At 68.1% G+C, this 16,709-nt stretch carries 17 protein-coding genes and 1 pseudogene; 13 read left to right on the forward strand and 5 right to left on the reverse strand.

The genetic code is table 11. The features are described from left to right. The first annotated feature begins 6 nt into the window (after nt 1-6). Complete coding sequence (locus ASE48_RS31480; protein ID WP_057171131.1) at nt 7-978, forward strand: NAD(P)H-quinone oxidoreductase; 972 nt, start codon at nt 7-9, stop codon at nt 976-978. On the opposite strand, the gene ASE48_RS31485 is transcribed toward ASE48_RS31480, so the two are convergent. Then, nucleotides 979-2,175, reverse strand: a complete 1,197-nt coding sequence (locus tag ASE48_RS31485; protein ID WP_057171132.1) for a cysteine desulfurase-like protein — start codon at nt 2,173-2,175, stop codon at nt 979-981. 113 nt (nt 2,176-2,288) lie between these two features. Between ASE48_RS31485 and ASE48_RS31490 the strand changes: the two genes are divergently transcribed. The 9 genes and pseudogenes from ASE48_RS31490 (at nt 2,289) to ASE48_RS31535 (ending at nt 10,555) form a co-directional block, all read left to right on the forward strand. Next, on the forward strand, nt 2,289-4,283 hold the full coding sequence (locus ASE48_RS31490) for a DUF6541 family protein (RefSeq protein ID WP_057171133.1): 1,995 nt from the start codon (nt 2,289-2,291) through the stop codon (nt 4,281-4,283). Continuing rightward, a complete protein-coding gene (locus tag ASE48_RS31495) occupies nt 4,270-4,767 on the forward strand; it encodes a bacterial proteasome activator family protein (RefSeq protein WP_057171134.1) in 498 nt (165 codons plus the stop codon). Before ASE48_RS31490 ends, ASE48_RS31495 begins: the two co-directional genes overlap by 14 nt. 6 nt (nt 4,768-4,773) lie before the next feature. Beyond that, nucleotides 4,774-5,577 (forward strand): galactan export ABC transporter ATP-binding subunit Wzt/RfbE, encoded by an 804-nt coding sequence (wzt, locus tag ASE48_RS31500; protein ID WP_057171135.1) that lies wholly within the window; start codon nt 4,774-4,776, stop codon nt 5,575-5,577. Next, nucleotides 5,567-6,508: a galactofuranosyltransferase GlfT1 gene (glfT1, locus tag ASE48_RS31505; protein WP_057171136.1), complete on the forward strand. Its 942-nt coding sequence runs from the start codon at nt 5,567-5,569 to the stop codon at nt 6,506-6,508. The genes wzt and glfT1 overlap by 11 nt, the downstream gene beginning before the upstream one ends. Further along, a complete protein-coding gene (gene wzm / locus ASE48_RS31510; RefSeq protein WP_057171137.1) occupies nt 6,505-7,335 on the forward strand; it encodes a galactan export ABC transporter permease subunit Wzm/RfbD in 831 nt (276 codons plus the stop codon). Before glfT1 ends, wzm begins: the two co-directional genes overlap by 4 nt. A 70-nt stretch (nt 7,336-7,405) precedes the next feature. Further along, a complete protein-coding gene (locus ASE48_RS32975; protein ID WP_057171138.1) occupies nt 7,406-8,038 on the forward strand; it encodes a hypothetical protein in 633 nt (210 codons plus the stop codon). A 10-nt stretch (nt 8,039-8,048) separates the two neighbouring features. Further along, on the forward strand, nt 8,049-8,840 hold the full coding sequence (locus tag ASE48_RS31520) for an alpha/beta fold hydrolase (RefSeq protein WP_057171226.1): 792 nt from the start codon (nt 8,049-8,051) through the stop codon (nt 8,838-8,840). Nucleotides 8,841-8,967: 127 nt separating this feature from the next. Beyond that, nucleotides 8,968-10,153, forward strand: a pseudogene (locus ASE48_RS32480) (DUF222 domain-containing protein). A gap of 39 nt (nt 10,154-10,192) precedes the next feature. Continuing rightward, the gene (locus tag ASE48_RS31535; RefSeq protein ID WP_082614564.1) at nt 10,193-10,555 is read left to right on the forward strand and encodes a TFIIB-type zinc ribbon-containing protein; all 363 of its coding nucleotides are present in this window, start codon (nt 10,193-10,195) and stop codon (nt 10,553-10,555) included. Here ASE48_RS31535 and ASE48_RS31540 read toward each other — a convergent pair. From ASE48_RS31540 to ASE48_RS31550, 3 genes are all read right to left on the reverse strand, one after another. Next, nucleotides 10,552-11,268 (reverse strand): TMEM165/GDT1 family protein, encoded by a 717-nt coding sequence (locus ASE48_RS31540; RefSeq protein WP_057171142.1) that lies wholly within the window; start codon nt 11,266-11,268, stop codon nt 10,552-10,554. The two genes, ASE48_RS31535 and ASE48_RS31540, sit on opposite strands and share 4 nt — an antisense overlap. 310 nt (nt 11,269-11,578) lie before the next feature. Next, nucleotides 11,579-12,304 carry a phosphotransferase family protein gene (locus ASE48_RS31545; protein ID WP_057171143.1) on the reverse strand — a complete coding sequence of 242 codons (726 nt, stop codon included), beginning with the start codon at nt 12,302-12,304 and terminating at the stop codon, nt 11,579-11,581. Next, on the reverse strand, nt 12,256-12,726 hold the full coding sequence (locus ASE48_RS31550; protein WP_057171227.1) for a carboxymuconolactone decarboxylase family protein: 471 nt from the start codon (nt 12,724-12,726) through the stop codon (nt 12,256-12,258). Before ASE48_RS31550 ends, ASE48_RS31545 begins: the two co-directional genes overlap by 49 nt. A 49-nt stretch (nt 12,727-12,775) precedes the next feature. Here ASE48_RS31550 and pdxR point away from each other — a divergent pair, with 49 nt between their 5' ends. Beyond that, nucleotides 12,776-14,197 (forward strand): MocR-like pyridoxine biosynthesis transcription factor PdxR, encoded by a 1,422-nt coding sequence (gene pdxR, locus ASE48_RS31555; protein WP_057171144.1) that lies wholly within the window; start codon nt 12,776-12,778, stop codon nt 14,195-14,197. Here pdxR and ASE48_RS31560 read toward each other — a convergent pair. After that, nucleotides 14,187-14,810 (reverse strand): HD domain-containing protein, encoded by a 624-nt coding sequence (locus ASE48_RS31560; RefSeq protein WP_057171145.1) that lies wholly within the window; start codon nt 14,808-14,810, stop codon nt 14,187-14,189. The genes pdxR and ASE48_RS31560 overlap by 11 nt on opposite strands. A 30-nt stretch (nt 14,811-14,840) precedes the next feature. Between ASE48_RS31560 and ASE48_RS31565 the strand changes: the two genes are divergently transcribed. Together ASE48_RS31565 and ASE48_RS31570 are read left to right on the forward strand one after the other, a co-directional pair. Then, a complete protein-coding gene (locus tag ASE48_RS31565; protein WP_057171146.1) occupies nt 14,841-15,251 on the forward strand; it encodes a GtrA family protein in 411 nt (136 codons plus the stop codon). A gap of 40 nt (nt 15,252-15,291) precedes the next feature. Beyond that, nucleotides 15,292-16,692 (forward strand): FAD-binding oxidoreductase, encoded by a 1,401-nt coding sequence (locus ASE48_RS31570; protein ID WP_057171147.1) that lies wholly within the window; start codon nt 15,292-15,294, stop codon nt 16,690-16,692. Nucleotides 16,693-16,709 lie beyond the last annotated feature (17 nt).

Here is a 16,709-nt window from a genome sequence, read left to right on the forward strand (position 1 = left end):
GGTCCAATGTGGGCCATAGTTGCGGTTTCAACCGAACGTATGACATGGCAAGAAGTTCCCGACGTCGCAGCTCACGCGGGTGAAGTGGTGATCAAGGTCGCCGCAGCGGGCGTGAATCGCGCCGATCTGCTACAAGCCGGAGGTAGCTATCCGCCTCCGCCGGGCGCCAGCGACATCCTCGGTCTGGAGGTCTCGGGGACCATCGCCGAGATCGGACCCGGTGTCACTGGCTGGTCGGTGGGCCAATCGGTGTGCGCTTTGCTGGCGGGCGGCGGATACGCCGAGTACGTCGCGGTGCCCGCCGCACAGTTGCTGCCGGTGCCCGACAGCGTCGAACTCGTCGAGGCCGCGGCGCTGCCCGAGGTGGCGTGCACGGTCTGGTCCAACCTGATGATGACCGCGCGGCTGCGGCCCGGCGGGCTGCTGCTCGTGCACGGCGGAGCCAGCGGAATCGGCACCCACGCCATCCAGCTGGCCCGCGAACTCGGTACCCGGGTCGCCGTGACCGCAGGTTCGGCCGAGAAGCTGGCCGTCTGCTCGGAGCTGGGTGCCGAGATCCTGATCAACTACCGCGACGAGGACTTCGCCGAACGGATCCGCGAGGCCGGCGGCGCCGACGTCATCTTCGACATCATGGGCGCCAAATACCTGGACCGGAACATCGACGCACTGGCCGACGGCGGACGTCTGGTGATCATCGGGATGCAGGGCGGGATCAAAGCCGAACTGAACATCGCCAAGTTGCTCGGCAAACGCGCCGGGGTCATGGCGACCGCGTTGCGGTCACGACCGGTCGAAGGCCCGGACGGCAAGGGCGCGATCGTGGAACAGGTGACCGCCAACGTGTGGCCGCTGATCGCGGCGGGCAGAGTGCGCCCGATCATCGGAGCGGAACTGCCCGTGCAGGAGGCCGCCGAGGCGCACCGGCTGTTGAACGCCGGTGAGGTCACCGGCAAGGTGCTGCTGCGAATCGGTTGATCAGCCGAGTGAGGCCAGCACCCGTACCAGCTGGTCGACCTCGGCCGCGGTCGTGTAGTGCGACAAACCGATGGTCACCGCACCACCGATGTCGTTGACGCCGAGAGCATCCAGTACGCGCGAGTGTTCGCTGCTGCCCACCAGGACCCCGTTGTCGGCCAGCCGCTGGATCACCCGCTCGGCGGGCACACCATCGACGGCCAGGCTCAGCACCGGGATGCGTTCGGCGGGGCTGCCCAGCACCATCACCAGCGGCAGCGAGCGCAGCGATGACAGCAGGTAGTTGAAGAGCCGATCCAGGTACAGCGCAGCCGATTCCATGGAAACCGACAGCCGCTCCCGGCGTGTCCCGGAGGCCGCCTCGTCCAGGTTGGCGAGGTACTCGATGCTGGCCACCACACCGCCGAGCAGACCGTACTGGTGGATGCCGGTCTCCAGCCGCGCCGGGCCGGTGGCGTGCGGATCCAGGGACACCGAGCTGAATTGATCGATGACGGCCGGGTCACGGAACACCAGCGCGCCGATCGGCGGGCCGCCCCACGCCACCGCGTTCAGCGCCACCACATCGGCGTCGATATCGTCGATGTCGATCATCCGGTAGGGCGCCGCAGCGGAGTGATCCACGATCACCAGGCCGCTGTTCTCGTGCACGAGCTTGGTCACCGGCGTCAGGTCGGTGATGGTGCCCAGGGTCGCCGACGCCGACGTGATGGCCACCAGGCGGGTCGGCGCCGTGATCAGGCCCTCCCACTGCCAGGGCGGCAGTTCACCGGTCTCGATGTCGACCTCGGCCCACTTGACCTTGGCGCCGTACCGGTTCGCGGCCCGTAGCCACGGCGCGATGTTCGCCTCGTCGTCCAACCGGGACAGCACGATCTCGTAGCCCAGCCCCACCCGCACCGACGCGGCGTCGGCCAGGGAGGTCAGTAGCACCGCCCGGTCGGCACCGAGCACCACCCCCTGCGGATCGGCCCCCACGAAATCGGCGACGGCCTGCCGCGCGGCGGCCAGCACCGTGGCACTGCGCCGGGCCGACGGATGCGGACCCGTGGCGATCGGCTTGGAGCCACGGAACGCGGTCGACACGGTGGTGGCCACCGAATCCGGCAGCAGCATCCCGTTCTGCGCGTCGAGGTGCACCCAGCCGTCGCCCAGCGACGGGTGCAGCCCCCGCACCCGGGCAACGTCGTACGCCATGTCAGCCACCTTAGAACGTCCGTGAAACGCACAGACGAACACACATTGGGTTAAAGGATCCGGCCGCACCGCACGGTAGGGGCCTCGATCACATCGGCAGCCATACTAATGCAGTGGGCTTGTCGTTCGGGGTGCTAATAGCCCTGTTGCTGTTGGTGTGCCCCGGAGCAATGGTCGCTCGTACCACCGGGCTCAACGTGCCGGTCGCCGTTGCTGTCGGGCCCGTGCTGACATACGGCGTTGTGGCACTTGCGATCGTGCCGTTCGGCGCGCTCGGCATCCCGTGGAACGGCTGGTCGGCACTCGGCGCGCTGGCAATCGTGCTCGGCGCCGCGGCGGCGGTGCGGCTCGCGGCGAACCGGCTCGCCGAGCCCGAACCGCGGCCCCGCGGCCGGCGGGCCGGGGTCGACGGACCCATGCTGACGGTCGCCGCGGGGGTGCTGATCGGGGCTGCGCTGATCGGACTGGCGGCCTTGCTCAGGCCGGCCGACTGGGAGTCCATCCCGAGCAACTGGGACTCCGTCTGGCACGCCAACACCATCCGCTGGATCCTGGAGACCGGCCAGGCCTCACCCACCCACATGGGTGAGTTGCGCAACGTCGAGACGCACGCCGATCTGTACTACCCGTCGGCGTTCCACGCGCTGGCCGCGGTGTACAGCCAGCTCACCGGCGCGGCCGCCACCACCGCGTACACCGTCGGCGCACTGACCGCCGCGATCTGGCTCTTCCCGGTGAGTGCGGCGACGCTGACCTGGCAGATGGTCGGTACCGGCGGGCTGGCGCGCAGCGACCGGGGAATCATTTCAGCGGGTACCCGCTGGCAGGCCGCGGCCGCCGCCGGCACCGCCGCGGCGCTGGCGGCCTCGTTCACCGCGGTCCCCTACGTCGAGTTCGACGTCGCGGCCATGCCCAATCTGGTCGCCTACGGTCTCGCCGGGCCGACCGCCGTCCTGGCGATCTCCGCGGTGCGGCACCGCGAACGGATCCCGCTGGCAGTGCTGGCCCTGGTCGGAGTGTTCTCGGTGCACCTCACCGGCGGCGTCGTGGTGGTGGCGTTCGTCGCCGCGTGGTGGCTGCTGGCCGCCCTACGCACACCGGTGCACGGGCGCCGCGCCGATTTCCTCAGCCTGCTCGGGATCGCGGTGCCCGCGGTGCTGGTGCTGCTCCCCCAGTTCCTCTGCGTGCTGGGTCAGGCCGACATCATCGCCGGGCACGCCTTCGTCGACCATCTGGGACGCAAGCGGGCCCTGTTCGTCGCGATCGTCCAGCACACCCGGCACCTCAACGACTATCCGATCCAGAACATCCTGATCGCCCTGGCCGCCGCCGGCGGGCTGCTGCTGGCAATCCGGCGGATCTGGTGGCCGCTGGCCGTGTGGGCGTTGCTGATCGTCTCGATCGTGCACTCGGACGCACCGTTCGGCGGACCGCTCGGATTCGTCACCGGGAAATTCAGCGACCTGTTCTACAGCGACCCGCGCCGGTTGTCGGCGGTGGTGACGCTGATCTACACCCCGATGGCCGGTATCGCGCTGGCCGCGCTGGTGCTGGCGCTGGTCAGGAGCCGCCGGGTCCTGGCCGCGGTGCTGCTCGCCGCATCCGTGCTGGGGCTGGCCTGGCATTACTTTCCGCGGCACCGCTATCTGCTCGGCGAGAAGTACGACAACGTGATGATCGGCGAGAAGGACCTGGAGGGCTTTGCCTACCTGGCGTCGTTACCCGGGGCTCGCGACACCTTGATCGGCAACGCCAACACCGACGGCACCGCCTGGATGTACGCGGTGGCCGGGCTGCACCCGCTGTGGACGCATTACGACTATCCGGTGCAGCAGGGCCCAGGTGAGCATCGCTTCGTGTTCTGGGCCTACGCCGACGACGCCGACACCGACCCCCGCGTCGCCGCGGCCGTCCACGCCCTGAACATCCGCTATGTCATCACCAGCACACCGGTGGTCCGCGGGTTCGTCATGCCGGACGGACTAGTGTCGCTAGACAGCTCACGGTCGTGGACGAAAATCTATGACAACGGTGCGTCCCGCATATACGAGTGGCGCGGTGACCAACCCGACCAGATCAGACGACAGGAAAGCAATGACCCACCCTGACGATGACGACAACGTCGAGATCCTCACCGGCGATCCGGCCGAGGCCGCAGCGGATGACGACGGGGGTTTGACCGGCCTGGTCGAGCAGCCCGCCAAGGTGATGCGGATCGGCACGATGATCAAGCAGCTGCTGGAAGAGGTGCGCGCGGCTCCGCTGGACGAAGCGAGCCGCAGCAAGCTGGCCACCATCCACCGCAGCAGCATCCGCGAGCTCGAAGACGGGCTGGCCCCGGAACTGCGCGAGGAACTGGAACGGCTCACCCTGCCCTTCAGCGATGACGCCGTGCCCACCGACGGTGAGCTGCGCATCGCCCAGGCCCAGCTGGTCGGCTGGCTCGAAGGACTGTTCCACGGCATCCAGACCGCGCTGTTCGCCCAGCAGATGGCCGCCCGCGCCCAGCTGGAACAGATGCGTCAGTTGCCTCCCGGGGCCGCTCCGGGACAACGCGGGCCGGGACACCCGGGCACCGGGCAGTACCTGTAGCCGCCCGTGTCGAACAGTCCGTTCATCTCCACCGAGAACGCATGGGTGGAGTTCCCGATCTTCGATGCCAAGTCGCGGTCGCTGAAGAAGGCGTTTCTCGGCAAGGCCGGCGGCACCATCGGCCGCAACGAATCCAACGTGGTCGTCATCGAGGCGCTGCGTGACATCACCATGTCGCTGCAGATGGGCGACCGGGTCGGTCTCGTGGGCCACAACGGCGCGGGAAAGTCGACACTGCTGCGGCTGCTGTCGGGAATCTATGAGCCCACCCGCGGATCGGCCACGGTACGGGGCAGGGTGGCGCCGGTGTTCGACCTCGGTGTCGGCATGGACCCGGAGATCTCCGGGTTCGAGAACATCATCATCCGCGGACTGTTCCTGGGTCAGACCCGCAAGCAGATGATGGCCAAGGTGGATGAGATCGCCGACTTCACCGAACTGGGCGACTACCTGTCCATGCCGCTGCGCACCTACTCCACCGGTATGCGGGTTCGGCTGGCGATGGGCGTGGTCACCAGCATCGACCCGGAGATCCTGCTGCTCGACGAAGGTATCGGTGCGGTCGACGCGGAGTTCATGAAGAAGGCCCGCACCCGGCTGCAGAGCCTCGTGGCCAGATCCGGAATCCTGGTGTTCGCCAGCCATTCCAACGAGTTCCTGGCCCAGCTGTGCAAGACCGCGATGTGGGTCGATCACGGCACCATCAAGATGACCGGCGGTATCGAAGAGGTCGTCGGCGCCTACGAGGGCCCGGATGCGGCCCGGCATGTGCGCGAGGTGCTCGCCGAGAATGCTCGTGATGACGCCTGAATCGGTGATCGCGGTGATCGTCACCCACCGCCGGGTCGAGGCACTCGCGGTGTCCCTGCAGGCGGTGAGCACCCAGACCCGCCCGCCCGAGCACCTCATCGTGGTCGACAACGACGACGATCCACGGGTGCGCGAACTGGTGGCATCCCAGCCGGTGCCGTCGACCTATCTGGGGTCGCGCCGAAACCTGGGCGGCGCAGGCGGTTTCGCGCTCGGCATGTTGCATGCCCTGGCACTCGGCGCGGACTGGGTGTGGCTGGCCGACGACGACGGCCGCCCCGCCGACTCGTCGGTGTTGCAGACGCTGCTGGCGTGCGCGGCGAAGCACTCGCTGGCCGAGGTGTCGCCGATGGTGTGCGATCTCGATGACCCGACACGCCTGGCGTTCCCGCTGCGGCGCGGCATCGCATGGCGCCGGCACGTCGCGGAGTTGAAGGTCGACGGCTCCGATGACCTGCTGCCCGGGATCGCGTCGCTGTTCAACGGTGCGCTGTTCACCGCTGCCGCACTGGAATCGGTCGGTGTGCCCGACCTTCGCCTGTTCATCCGCGGTGACGAGACCGATGTGCACCGTCGCCTGGTGCAGTCCGGGCTGCCGTTCGGCACCTGCCTGGACGCGGCCTACCTGCACCCGCACGGCGCCGACGAGTTCAAGCCGATCCTCGGCGGGCGTATGCACACCCAGTACCCCGATGACGCGGCGAAACGCTTCTTCACCTACCGCAACCGCGGATACCTGCAGGCGCAGCGCGGCTTACGCCGGCTGGTCCCCCAGGAATGGGTGCGCTTCGGCTGGTTCTTCCTGGTCACCCGCCGCGACCCGGCCGGGCTGCGTGAGTGGCTGCGGCTGCGGCGGTTGGGCCGGCAGGAGAAGTTCGAAAGGTTCGGGGCGCCCCCCCAGGGCGAGCGAAGCGACGGGGGAAACAGATGACGTTCGTTGACGCGGCGGCCAACTCCAAGTCCTTCACCCGCGCCTGGGGCGACCTGACGGCCGGGTTCGGCAAGCGCGAGCTGTGGCTGCACCTGGGCTGGCAGGACATCAAGCAGCGGTACCGCCGCTCGGTGCTCGGCCCCATCTGGATCACCATCGCCACCGGCACCATGGCGGTCGCGCTGGGCGGTCTGTACTCCAAGCTGTTCAAGCTGGAGCTCTCCGAGCACCTGCCCTACGTCACGCTCGGGCTGATCATCTGGAACCTCATCAACGCCGCCATCATCGAGGGCGCGGACGTCTTCGTCGCCAACGAGGGTCTGATCAAACAGCTGCCCACCCCATTGAGCGTGCACGTGTACCGGTTGGTGTGGCGGCAGGTGTTGCTGTTCGCGCACAACATCATCATCTTCGTGGTGATCGCCATCATCTTCCCGCAGCCATGGAAGTGGACCGATCTGGCCTTCATCCCGGCACTGTTCCTGATCGTCCTCAATTGTGTCTGGGTCGCACTGGTTTTCGGCATTCTGGCCACCCGGTACCGCGATATCAGCCCGTTGCTGTTCAGCCTGGTGCAGCTGCTGTTCTACATGACCCCGATCATCTGGAACGACCAGACGCTGCGCGATCAGGGCGCCGGCGGCTGGGCGAAGATCATCGAGTTCAACCCGCTGCTGCACTATGTCGACATCGTCCGGGCGCCGCTGCTGGGCGCCGATCAGGAACTGCGGCACTGGATCGTCGTCCTGGTCTGCACGGTGCTCGGCTGGATCGCCGCCGCGTTCGCCATGCGTCAGTACCGAGCGCGCGTGGCGTACTGGGTGTAGCGGCCGGCGTCACCCGGTGGTCACCTGAACGCCACCGGGGAGTCGGATGCGGCGCGTTCAATGGCCTTTCATGACCGACACCGTCACCCCTGAGAACACCGCGAACACCACCGCGCCCGCCCCCGACAGTTTCATCGACGCCGAGATCGTCCCGGTGGTCGACGAATCCGCCGAACGGGAGGCCGACCTCCGCCGTCGCGCACTTGTCATGCGCGAGGCACTGGAACGGCAACTGGGCGCCGGCCAGCGCCTGAGCGAGGAGCTGTTCAGTGCCACCACCGAGGCGGGCGTCGCGGTCGTGGAGTCCCCGGCCAGGGTGATCGCCGCGGTCCGCAGCGGCGCCACCCTTCCTGCCGCACTGGGTGAGACCAGCGAGGCCGTCCAGGATTCCGTCGCCGCAGCGGGTAGCCAGATCCGCACCGCCGTCGGTGATTACGTCGGTCAGCAAGCGGTGTTGCCGAATGCCGTGATCGTCGGGGCTGCCGAGGTGGCCGGCGCGCTGGTTCGCGCACAGGGCGAGCTGGCGTCCTCCGCCGCGGACGGGGCGTTCACGGTCGCCACCACCGCCAGCCGCCGCGGCGATGTCCGCGACGCCATCGATCGCGAGTGGAGTGAGTTCAACGCCACCGCGGTGGAACTGCGCGACGCAATCGAAGCCCGCATCTCGGTGGCCCGGCAGTCGATCCGGGACGCCATCGCTTAACGTGCCCCTGGTGGGCATCCAACTGGCAGCACCGGACGGCACCGGACTCGTCGCCGAGGTGACGGGCTCCGGCCCTCCGGTCGTGTTCGTGCACGGCTCCAACGGCGACCTGAACTCGTGGGCCGACATCGGCGCACGCCTGACGGGTTATCAAGTGGTGCGGTACTCGCGGCGCAATCACCAGCCCAGTGGGGTCGGTCCGGCGCCCAACAGCTTTGCCGCCGAGGCCGGCGATCTGCAGACGGTGCTCGAAGCCGTCGGGCGGGCTCATGTGGTGGGCGGCTCCTACGGGGCGACGGTCGCGCTACACGCCGCGCGGGCCGACGCGGACCGCATTGCGTCGCTGGCACTGTTCGAGCCGCCGTTGCTGCAGGCGGGTCCGCATCTGGTGCCGGTGATCGAGCAGTACCAAAGGCTCTTCACCACAGTGCGATACGCGGACGCGCTCGAACTGTTCTTGCGTGAGGCCGCCCGGATGCCGGCCGAATTACTGGCAGACGGGCCGTCGATTCCGGACGACCCGGTGGCGGCGATGGCGGCACTCGCCGATCTGGAGGCGATGGCCGGCGACGACGCCGATACCGAGCGATGGTCGACGATCGGTGTGCCGGTCCTGCTGATGCAGGGCGGGCAGAGTTGGTCACCACTTCCGGAGGGCATGGACCTCCTGGCTGCCGCGCTACCGCATGCCGAGCGCGTGGTGTGGCCCGACGAGTCGCATTTCGCCACCGCGACGGTGCCCGATCAGTTCGCCGCGGCTCTGCAGACATTCTTCGATTCACGTGTCGGGGGGTCGACGTAGAATCGCACGTATGTTCGAAGGTCGGGGTACTACTGCTCACCTCGATGGTGCGCGCGATCAGCTGCGCGCCGAGCGGATGGCCGTTGCCCTCAAGTTGATCGAGGCCGGCCGGTTCGCGCTCGCCAGGATGGCCGAGCTGGGTCACGCGTTCGAGGATCTCATCGTCGATGACTGGGAGTTGGCCGCCGCCGAGCTGGGTGCCGAGCTCGGGATCAGCCGCGGCCGGGCCTGCACCCTGATCACCCAGGGTCGCGACCTGCTCACCCGGTTGCCGAGATTCGCCGACATCTTCGCCACCGGCACCGTGGACCTTCGCGTCCTGCGGGTCATCCTGCACCGCACCGCCCTGATCACCGATCCCGACGTCATGTCGGTCATCGACACGCAATTGGCCGAGGCGGCACCCTCGTGGAATGCGTTGTCCGATGAGCGAATCGCCGAGCTGGTCGACTGGATGATCGTCGACGTGGACCCCGAGGCCGTACGGCGGGCACGGCAGGCGCGGCAGCAGCGTGGGATCACTATCGAACCCGCGCACGGTATGCCCGGATGACCCGCGGTCGTTTCAGGAGCGCCGCGCCGATGCCGTCGAGCCGCTGAGCCTCGGCGCGAAGAGCATCCCGTGCCTGTGCGGTGGCGACAACTGCCCGGCCGCCGGCAACGAAGCGCCCAAGGGCCACATCGTCATCCACGTCCTCGCCGAACAGGGCTCCGTCACCGGTGAATCCGGCCGCCCCGCAGTGCTTCCCGGGTACGGCGCGGTCCACGCCGACCAGGTGCAGGAGATGGTCCCGCGCGCGGATATCCGGCCCGTGCCCGATGCCGATGATCTGGGGTCCGAGCCCCGCTATCACCCGTCGAAGAAACTGACCGACTTCGTGCGCTGCCGCGATCTGACCTGCCGCTGGCCCGGCTGCAACGTGCCGATCGGGCGCTGCGACATCGACCACACGGTGGCGTGGCCCTATGGGGTGACCCACCCGTCGAACACCAAGCTCTATTGCCGGATCCATCATCTGGTGAAGACGTTCTGCACCGGCTGGTCGGATCGCCAGGAGCCCGACGGCACCATCACCTTCACCGCACCCAACGGCCGGACCTACACCACCACGCCGGGCGGTGCGCTGTTCTTCCCGCAGCTGAGTTCGCCGTCCGCGACGCTCACGCACCCGCCGACCCCACCGCCGCATCCACTACGTGGGCTGGCGATGCCCACCCGCAAGCGCACCCGGGCGCAGAACCTTGCCTACCGGATAGCGCACGAGCGAGCGCTGAACCGGGCCGATATCGAGGCCGACCCGCCGCCGTTCTAGGACGCGGCACTTCAGCGGCGGTTCATGCGTTGTGCGCATATGAGCATCCCGCCATATGAGCCGCCCAAGCCCGCCAACCCGTTCCCCGGCGGTGTGGGCAACACCCTGCTGTGTCCCAAGTGCGCCGGGGTGATGAAGACCTATGAACGCAACGGCATCCACCTGGAACAGTGCGACTCCTGCCGCGGGATCTTCCTGGACTTCGGCGAGCTGGAATCATTGACCCAGATGGAGAACCGGTTCATGCAGGCGGCCCCGCAGCAGGCGCCACCTCAGCAGGGCTACGGGCAGGACTACGGCTCGGGCTATGGCTCGAGCTACGGACAGGGCCCCGGCTGGGGCCATCGCGGTAACAAGCACTACCGCAAACAGGGCTTCGGGCGGCTGTTCTTCTCCAGCTAGGGCTGCGACACCGCGGGCTCGGGGTCGGCAGGCACCGGCTTCAGCACCGCGGGGCGGTACCGCACGGGGAGGGCGCGCAGACCGAGCGCGACGAGCCCCAGGATGGCGGCGGTGGCCAGCGCGATGACCCAGAAGGGCGCGCTCGCGACGATGTTCTCCAGCAGCATGAAGACGCCGAACAGCAGGAACAACGCCGCCGCGCCGATCTGGATGAGCCGCTCCGGAAGGTGCTTGCCGGCGACGGCGCCCACGATGATCGCCAGCCCGTCGGCGACGACCATGCCCAGCGTCGATCCGATCCAGACGCCCAGCCAGTTGTTGTCGGCGGCCAGCGTGATGGTGGCGAGCATGGTCTTGTCGCCCAGCTCCGCCAGGAAGAACGCCGAGGTGACCACGAAGAACGCGATGCCGGAGGCGCGCTGGACCCGGCTCTTCTCTTCATCGCTGAGGCTGTCGCCGCGCAGCGTCCACAGCCCGAAGAACACGAACATCGCACCGGCGATGATGCCGAGCAGATGTCCCGGCAGCGCCGCGCCCAGGTAATGGCCGATGGCGACCGAGAGCACGTGCACCAGCGTGGTCGCGACGGTGATCGCACCCAGCACCACCCACCAGCGGTAGCGCAGCGCGAACGTCATAGCCACGAGCTGGGTCTTGTCACCCAACTCGGCGACGAAGATGACTGCGAAGCTCAACAGGAGCGCGGAGATCACGGACAACCCCTCGATCGGTGGCTTCCGGCGGAGTTCACAAGTTGCCTCCGGCCAGAAACCAATACGGTCTACTACGGCCGAAGGTCTCGCCCACCGGCACGGATGCCGGTTCGGTGACCGGGCTTTCGCGGGCTACCGCTGGGCCAGTATGTCGATCACCGATTTGGGGGCTACTCCCCTTCGCGCTGCAAGCTTGACACACCACGAGCGGTATCGCAAACCCTACGTCTTGAAAGACGTTACGTATCAATAGTTTTCGCTTACCCACAGCGAAAGTTCGAGCCCTCGAACAATTCTGTTCCGGTGCCGGTCAGCTCATCCTCGCGCAGGCCGCAACCAGCAGCTCATCGTCGGGATGATTGGCCGCAGCGGTGATCACGGCCGCGCGGGCGAAAGAATCCAGGGCGGGCCACGGATCGCTCTCGGGCAGCGCCGGCCCGTCGGCCTCGCGGTACCCGCGCAGGAAGGCGCGCCAATCGGCATCCGGCACCATGCCGGCGGCCCAGAATCCTGCCGGCCGCGCCAGGTCCCAGCGCGCATCCCCGGCGCCGAGATCGTCGATATCGAGGAGCAGCCACTGCTGCCCGTCCCGGCCGAGCTGCCCGAGATGAAAGTCGCCGTGCGCCAGACGCATCGGCCCGGCGGGGAACTCGAGCCGGTCCGCGGCGCGACGGATGACATCCCCGACCGGGCCCGTGCCGAGCCGGGACAGCGCCCGGGCCAACCGCGCGGGCCCACCGTGCGGAACCCTGAAGTCCCCCAACGGTTCCCGGTGCAACCGGGCGAGCAGCGCGCCCGCCTGGGCCCACGGCAGCCCAACGGGGTCCTGCGCGACCATCTCGATTCTCGGCCACCGGGTCAGCCACTGATCGCCCACCGCTTCGGGCTCCGTGCTCACCGGGGACAACAACTCCGCACAACGCACGGCGACCCGCAGACGCTCACGCAGCGCCTGCGGGTCGGTGCCCGGTGGGTGGAGTTTGGTGACTAGCGACGGGGTGCCGGCATCCGGGTGGCGACGTTGAACCGGTTCCATGCATTGATGGTGACGGCCATCGCGATCACCTGGGCGAGTTCCTTCTCACTGAACACCGCGGCGGCCTTGGCGTAGACCTCATCGGGGACATGCCCGTGATGCAGCTCGGTGATGGCCTCGGTGAGTTCCAGGGCGGCCCGCTCCTGCTCGGTGAACAGGTTGCCGGCCTCCTCCCACGCCGCGACGAGAGCCAGCCGCTGCTCGGTCTCGCCCTGCTTGCGCGCATCCGCGACGTGCATGTCCAGGCAGAACGCGCAGTGGTTGATCTGCGAGGCGCGGATCTTGACGAGTTCTCCGATGGTCGGGTCGATGTCCTTGGCCGACGCGGTGGACAGCTTCATCATGGCGTCGTAGAGCTCCGGGGACACCTTGTAGATGTTCAGGCGGTCGAGGGCGGTGGGGTTCTCCAATGTCTGCGTCATGATCACCACGCTAGCCCGAAAAGACCCGCCCACATGGTTCAATTATGACGTGACTTCATGGGCCAATTCCGGCTCCCGGGACCTGCATCTGGAACTGCGGCGCGCCATCACCCCCGGCTCGCGTGGCGCACGGGATGCACTGGTCGAGGCCCTGCGCGCCACCATCCGATCCGGGCGCCTGGCCCCCGAAGCCATGTTGCCGCCGTCGCGCAGCCTGGCCGCCGACCTCGGGTTGGCCCGCAACACCGTCGCGGAGGCCTACGCCGATCTGGTCGCCGAGGGCTGGCTGGCATCGCGCCAGGGCGCGGGCACCTGGGTGGTCAACTCCCGGGCCAACCCACTGCCACCGCGGCCCCGCGGTGTCGCAGGCACCCCGACCCACAACCTGATGCCGGGCTCCCCCGATGTCTCCCAGTTCCCCCGCAGCGCCTGGCTGGCATCGACCAAGCGCGCGCTGACCACCGCCCCCACCGAGGCCCTGAGAATGGGTGACCCCTTGGGCCGCATCGAATTACGTGTCGCTCTCACCGAGTACCTCGGGCGGGTCCGTGGTGTGCGCACCACCCCGGACGAGATCGTGGTCTGCGCGGGCACCCGGCACGCCGTCGAGATCCTGGCCCGGGTGCTGGGCGGCCCCATCGCGGTCGAGGCCTACGGCCTGTACCTGTTCCGGGAGGCGCTGCAGACGATGGGGGTGCACAGCGTTCCCATCGGCGTCGACGACGACGGGGCGGTGATCGCCGACCTGGACCGCACCGGCGTGGACGGCACCAAGCCCACCGCGGCACTGCTCACCCCGGCGCATCACTTCCCGCACGGCGTCCCCTTGCATCCGGGCCGGCGCAAAGCCGTGCTGGACTGGGCGCATCGCACCGACGGTTACCTGCTCGAGGACGATTACGACGGCGAGTTCCGCTACGACCGCCAGCCCATCGGTTCGGTGCAGGGGCTCGACCCCGATCGGGTGGTCTACCTGGGGTCGGCCAGCAAGAGCCTGTCCCCGGTGCTGCGGCTGGGCTGGATGGTGTTGCCCGCGGCCCTGGTCGACCGGGTGGTCGCGGCGCTGGGCGGCCAGCAGTTCTACGTCAACGCCCTGCTGCAGCTCACCATGGCCGACTTCATCGCAAAGGGCGCCTACGACAAGCACATTCGCCGGATGCGCGCCACTTACCGGCGCCGCCGCGACGTGCTGGCCCAGGCGCTTGAGCCCTACGATGTCGGTATCCGCGGGCTGTCAGCGGGCCTGCATCTGCAGTTGACGCTGCCGGAGGGCTCCGAGGCCGAGGTGATGCGGCGCGCCGGTGACGCGGGTATCGCGCTGTCCGGGCTACGGCTGCTGCGCCATCCCGATGCCGGCCCCGAGATACCCAGCGCCGACGGTGTGGTGGTCAGCTTCGGCACCCCGGCCGATCACGGGTTCGGGGCGGCGGTCGACGCGTTGTGCCGGGTGCTGGACGGTCTCACTCACTGAGGGTGCGCAGTTCCGACGTCAGGTTGCGCCGGGCCGCGTCCTCCCACAGTCGCCGGCCGTCCGGTGTGCGATACAGCGCGGGGGCCGCCAGCAGCGACTCGATGATGCGGGCACGCCCGGCCCGGAAGTCGTCATCGGAGACGTGCCCGTACTCGGCTCGCACCTTCGCGGTGTTGCTGCGGTACTCGTCGGGCGCCAGCGCCAGCACCGCCAGATCCGCATCCGAGAGCACCTGCCCGTTGCGGTCGGAGGGCGCCGGATCGTGCTCGACGGTCAGCCGCACCAACCGGGCCACCTCGGCCACCAGCTCGGAGGGCAGCCCCAGGGCGCTCAGATCCGACTCGGCCAACAGGGCGCTGTTCTCCTCATCATCTGGCGAGCCGGCATAGACCGCGTCGTGATACCAGGCCGCCAACCGCACCGCATCGGGATCATCGGCGAATCCGGCCAGGTCATCCACGGCGTCCAGGACACCCTGCAGATGAACCACATCGTGGTAGCGGCGGTGCGGTTCGGACCAGCGGGCCAACAGCGCGGCACCCACGGCGGCGGTGTCCGGCGACGCGCTGTGGCGTGTCAGGAGCGCACGCCACTCGTGGAGCAGATCGGTCACGCGCCCATTCTCGCCCCGTATGCTGCCCGCGTGGCCGACACCCCGGATAACGCTCCCCTGAGCCTCAAAACCCAGGCGGCGCGTTTCATCGTCACCGGCGGCCTGTCGGCGATCGTCGACTTCGGGCTGTACGTGCTGTTCCTGAAGCTGGGGTTGCATGTCAACGTGGCCAAAACGCTCAGCTTCATCGCGGGCACCACCACCGCGTACCTGATCAACCGGCGCTGGACCTTCCAGGCCGCGCCCAGCAGGGCCCGCTTCCTCGCGGTGATGGCGCTCTACGCGCTCACCTACGCCGTCCAGGTCGGCATCAATTACCTGTTCTACCTGCAGTTCGCCGGAGAGTCGTGGCAGGTCCCCGTCGCGTTCATCATCGCGCAGGGCACCGCGACGGTGATCAACTTCGTGGTGCAGCGGGCCGTGATATTCCGGCTGAGGTGAATCTGCTCCGGTAGCCCGACCGGTATCGTCTGCCACTGATATGTCTACCGACCTTCCCCTCACACCCCGATCCCTCACCGGGTTCGGCCAGACTGCGCCCAGCGTGGCGCAGGTGCTGTCCACCCCCGATGTCGAGGTGATCGCTGCCGCCGTCCGGCAGGTGGCCGACGCCTCAGCGTCCAGTCCGTCCTACCTACGGCGCGGCATCGTGGCCCGCGGGCTGGGCCGGTCCTACGGTGACCACGCCTGCAACGGCGGCGGCATCGTCGTCGACATGACCCGGTTGAACCGCATCCACTCGCTGTCCTCGGAGACCGCGATCGCCGATGTGGACGCCGGGGTCAGCCTGGACCAGTTGATGAAGACCGCGCTGCCCTTCGGCCTGTGGGTGCCGGTGCTGCCGGGCACCCGGCAGGTGACCGTCGGTGGCGCCATCGGCTCGGACATCCACGGCAAGAATCACCACAGCGCCGGCAGCTTCGGTAACCATGTGCTGTCGCTGGACCTGTTGATGGCCGACGGTGAAGTCCGAACGCTGACGCCGGACGGCGCGGACAGCGAGTTGTTCTGGGCCACGATCGGTGGAAACGGGTTGACCGGCATCGTGATCCGCGCCCGGATCGCCATGACCCGCACCGAGACCGCGTATTTCATCGCCGACGGTATCGCCACCGCGAATCTCGACGAGACGATCGCCGTGCACACCGACGGTAGCGAGGACAACTTCACCTACTCCAGCGCCTGGTTCGACCTGATCAGCGCGCCGCCGAAGCTGGGCCGCGCCGCCGTCAGCCGCGGCAGTCTGGCCAAGCTGGATCAGCTGCCCGCCAAGCTGGCCAAGAACCCGCTGAAATTCGATGCGCCGCAACTGTTGAAGGTGCCCGACATCTTCCCGGTGAGCGCGATGAACAAGCTGTCCTTCACCGCCATTGGCGAGGTCTACTACCGCCTCGGCGGCACCTACAGCGGCAAGATCATGAATCTGTCGCAGTTCTACCACATGCTCGACCTGGTCAGCGGCTGGAACAACGCCTACGGCCCAAAGGGTTTCGCTCAGCACCAGTTCCTGGTCCCACCGGATGCGCTGGACGAGTTCAAGGCCATCATCCGTTGGATCCAGACCAGCGGGCAGTACTCGGCACTGAATGTGTTCAAACTTTTCGGCCCCGGCAACCGGGCTCCGCTGAGCTTCCCGATGGCCGGCTGGAACGTCGCGATGGACTTCCCCGTCAAGGCCGGTGTGAACGAGTTCCTCAACGAACTCGACGAGCGTGCAATGGAATTCGGCGGCCGGGTCTACACCGCCAAGGACTCCCGGGTCAGCGCGGAGAAGTTCCACCGCATGTACCCGCGCATCGACGAATGGATAGCCACCCGCCGCAAGGCCGACCCGCACGGCGTGTTCGCCTCCGATATGGCCCGCCGCCTCGAACTTCTTTAGAAAGGCTCTACTCCTCC

Source organism: Mycobacterium sp. Root265, from assembly GCF_001428895.1.
GTDB lineage: Bacteria > Actinomycetota > Actinomycetes > Mycobacteriales > Mycobacteriaceae > Mycobacterium.

Coding starts and splice junctions, on each gene's coding strand:
- ASE48_RS31535 (WP_082614564.1), top strand. CDS start 10,193: ATGAGCATCCCGCCATATGAGCCGCCCAAGCCCGCCAACCCGTTCCCC.
- ASE48_RS31545 (WP_057171143.1), bottom strand. CDS start 12,304: ATGGAACCGGTTCAACGTCGCCACCCGGATGCCGGCACCCCGTCGCTA.
- ASE48_RS31485 (WP_057171132.1), bottom strand. CDS start 2,175: ATGGCGTACGACGTTGCCCGGGTGCGGGGGCTGCACCCGTCGCTGGGC.
- wzm (WP_057171137.1), top strand. CDS start 6,505: ATGACGTTCGTTGACGCGGCGGCCAACTCCAAGTCCTTCACCCGCGCC.
- ASE48_RS32975 (WP_057171138.1), top strand. CDS start 7,406: ATGACCGACACCGTCACCCCTGAGAACACCGCGAACACCACCGCGCCC.
- ASE48_RS31480 (WP_057171131.1), top strand. CDS start 7: ATGTGGGCCATAGTTGCGGTTTCAACCGAACGTATGACATGGCAAGAA.
- ASE48_RS31550 (WP_057171227.1), bottom strand. CDS start 12,726: ATGACGCAGACATTGGAGAACCCCACCGCCCTCGACCGCCTGAACATC.
- glfT1 (WP_057171136.1), top strand. CDS start 5,567: ATGACGCCTGAATCGGTGATCGCGGTGATCGTCACCCACCGCCGGGTC.
- ASE48_RS31570 (WP_057171147.1), top strand. CDS start 15,292: ATGTCTACCGACCTTCCCCTCACACCCCGATCCCTCACCGGGTTCGGC.
- ASE48_RS31495 (WP_057171134.1), top strand. CDS start 4,270: ATGACCCACCCTGACGATGACGACAACGTCGAGATCCTCACCGGCGAT.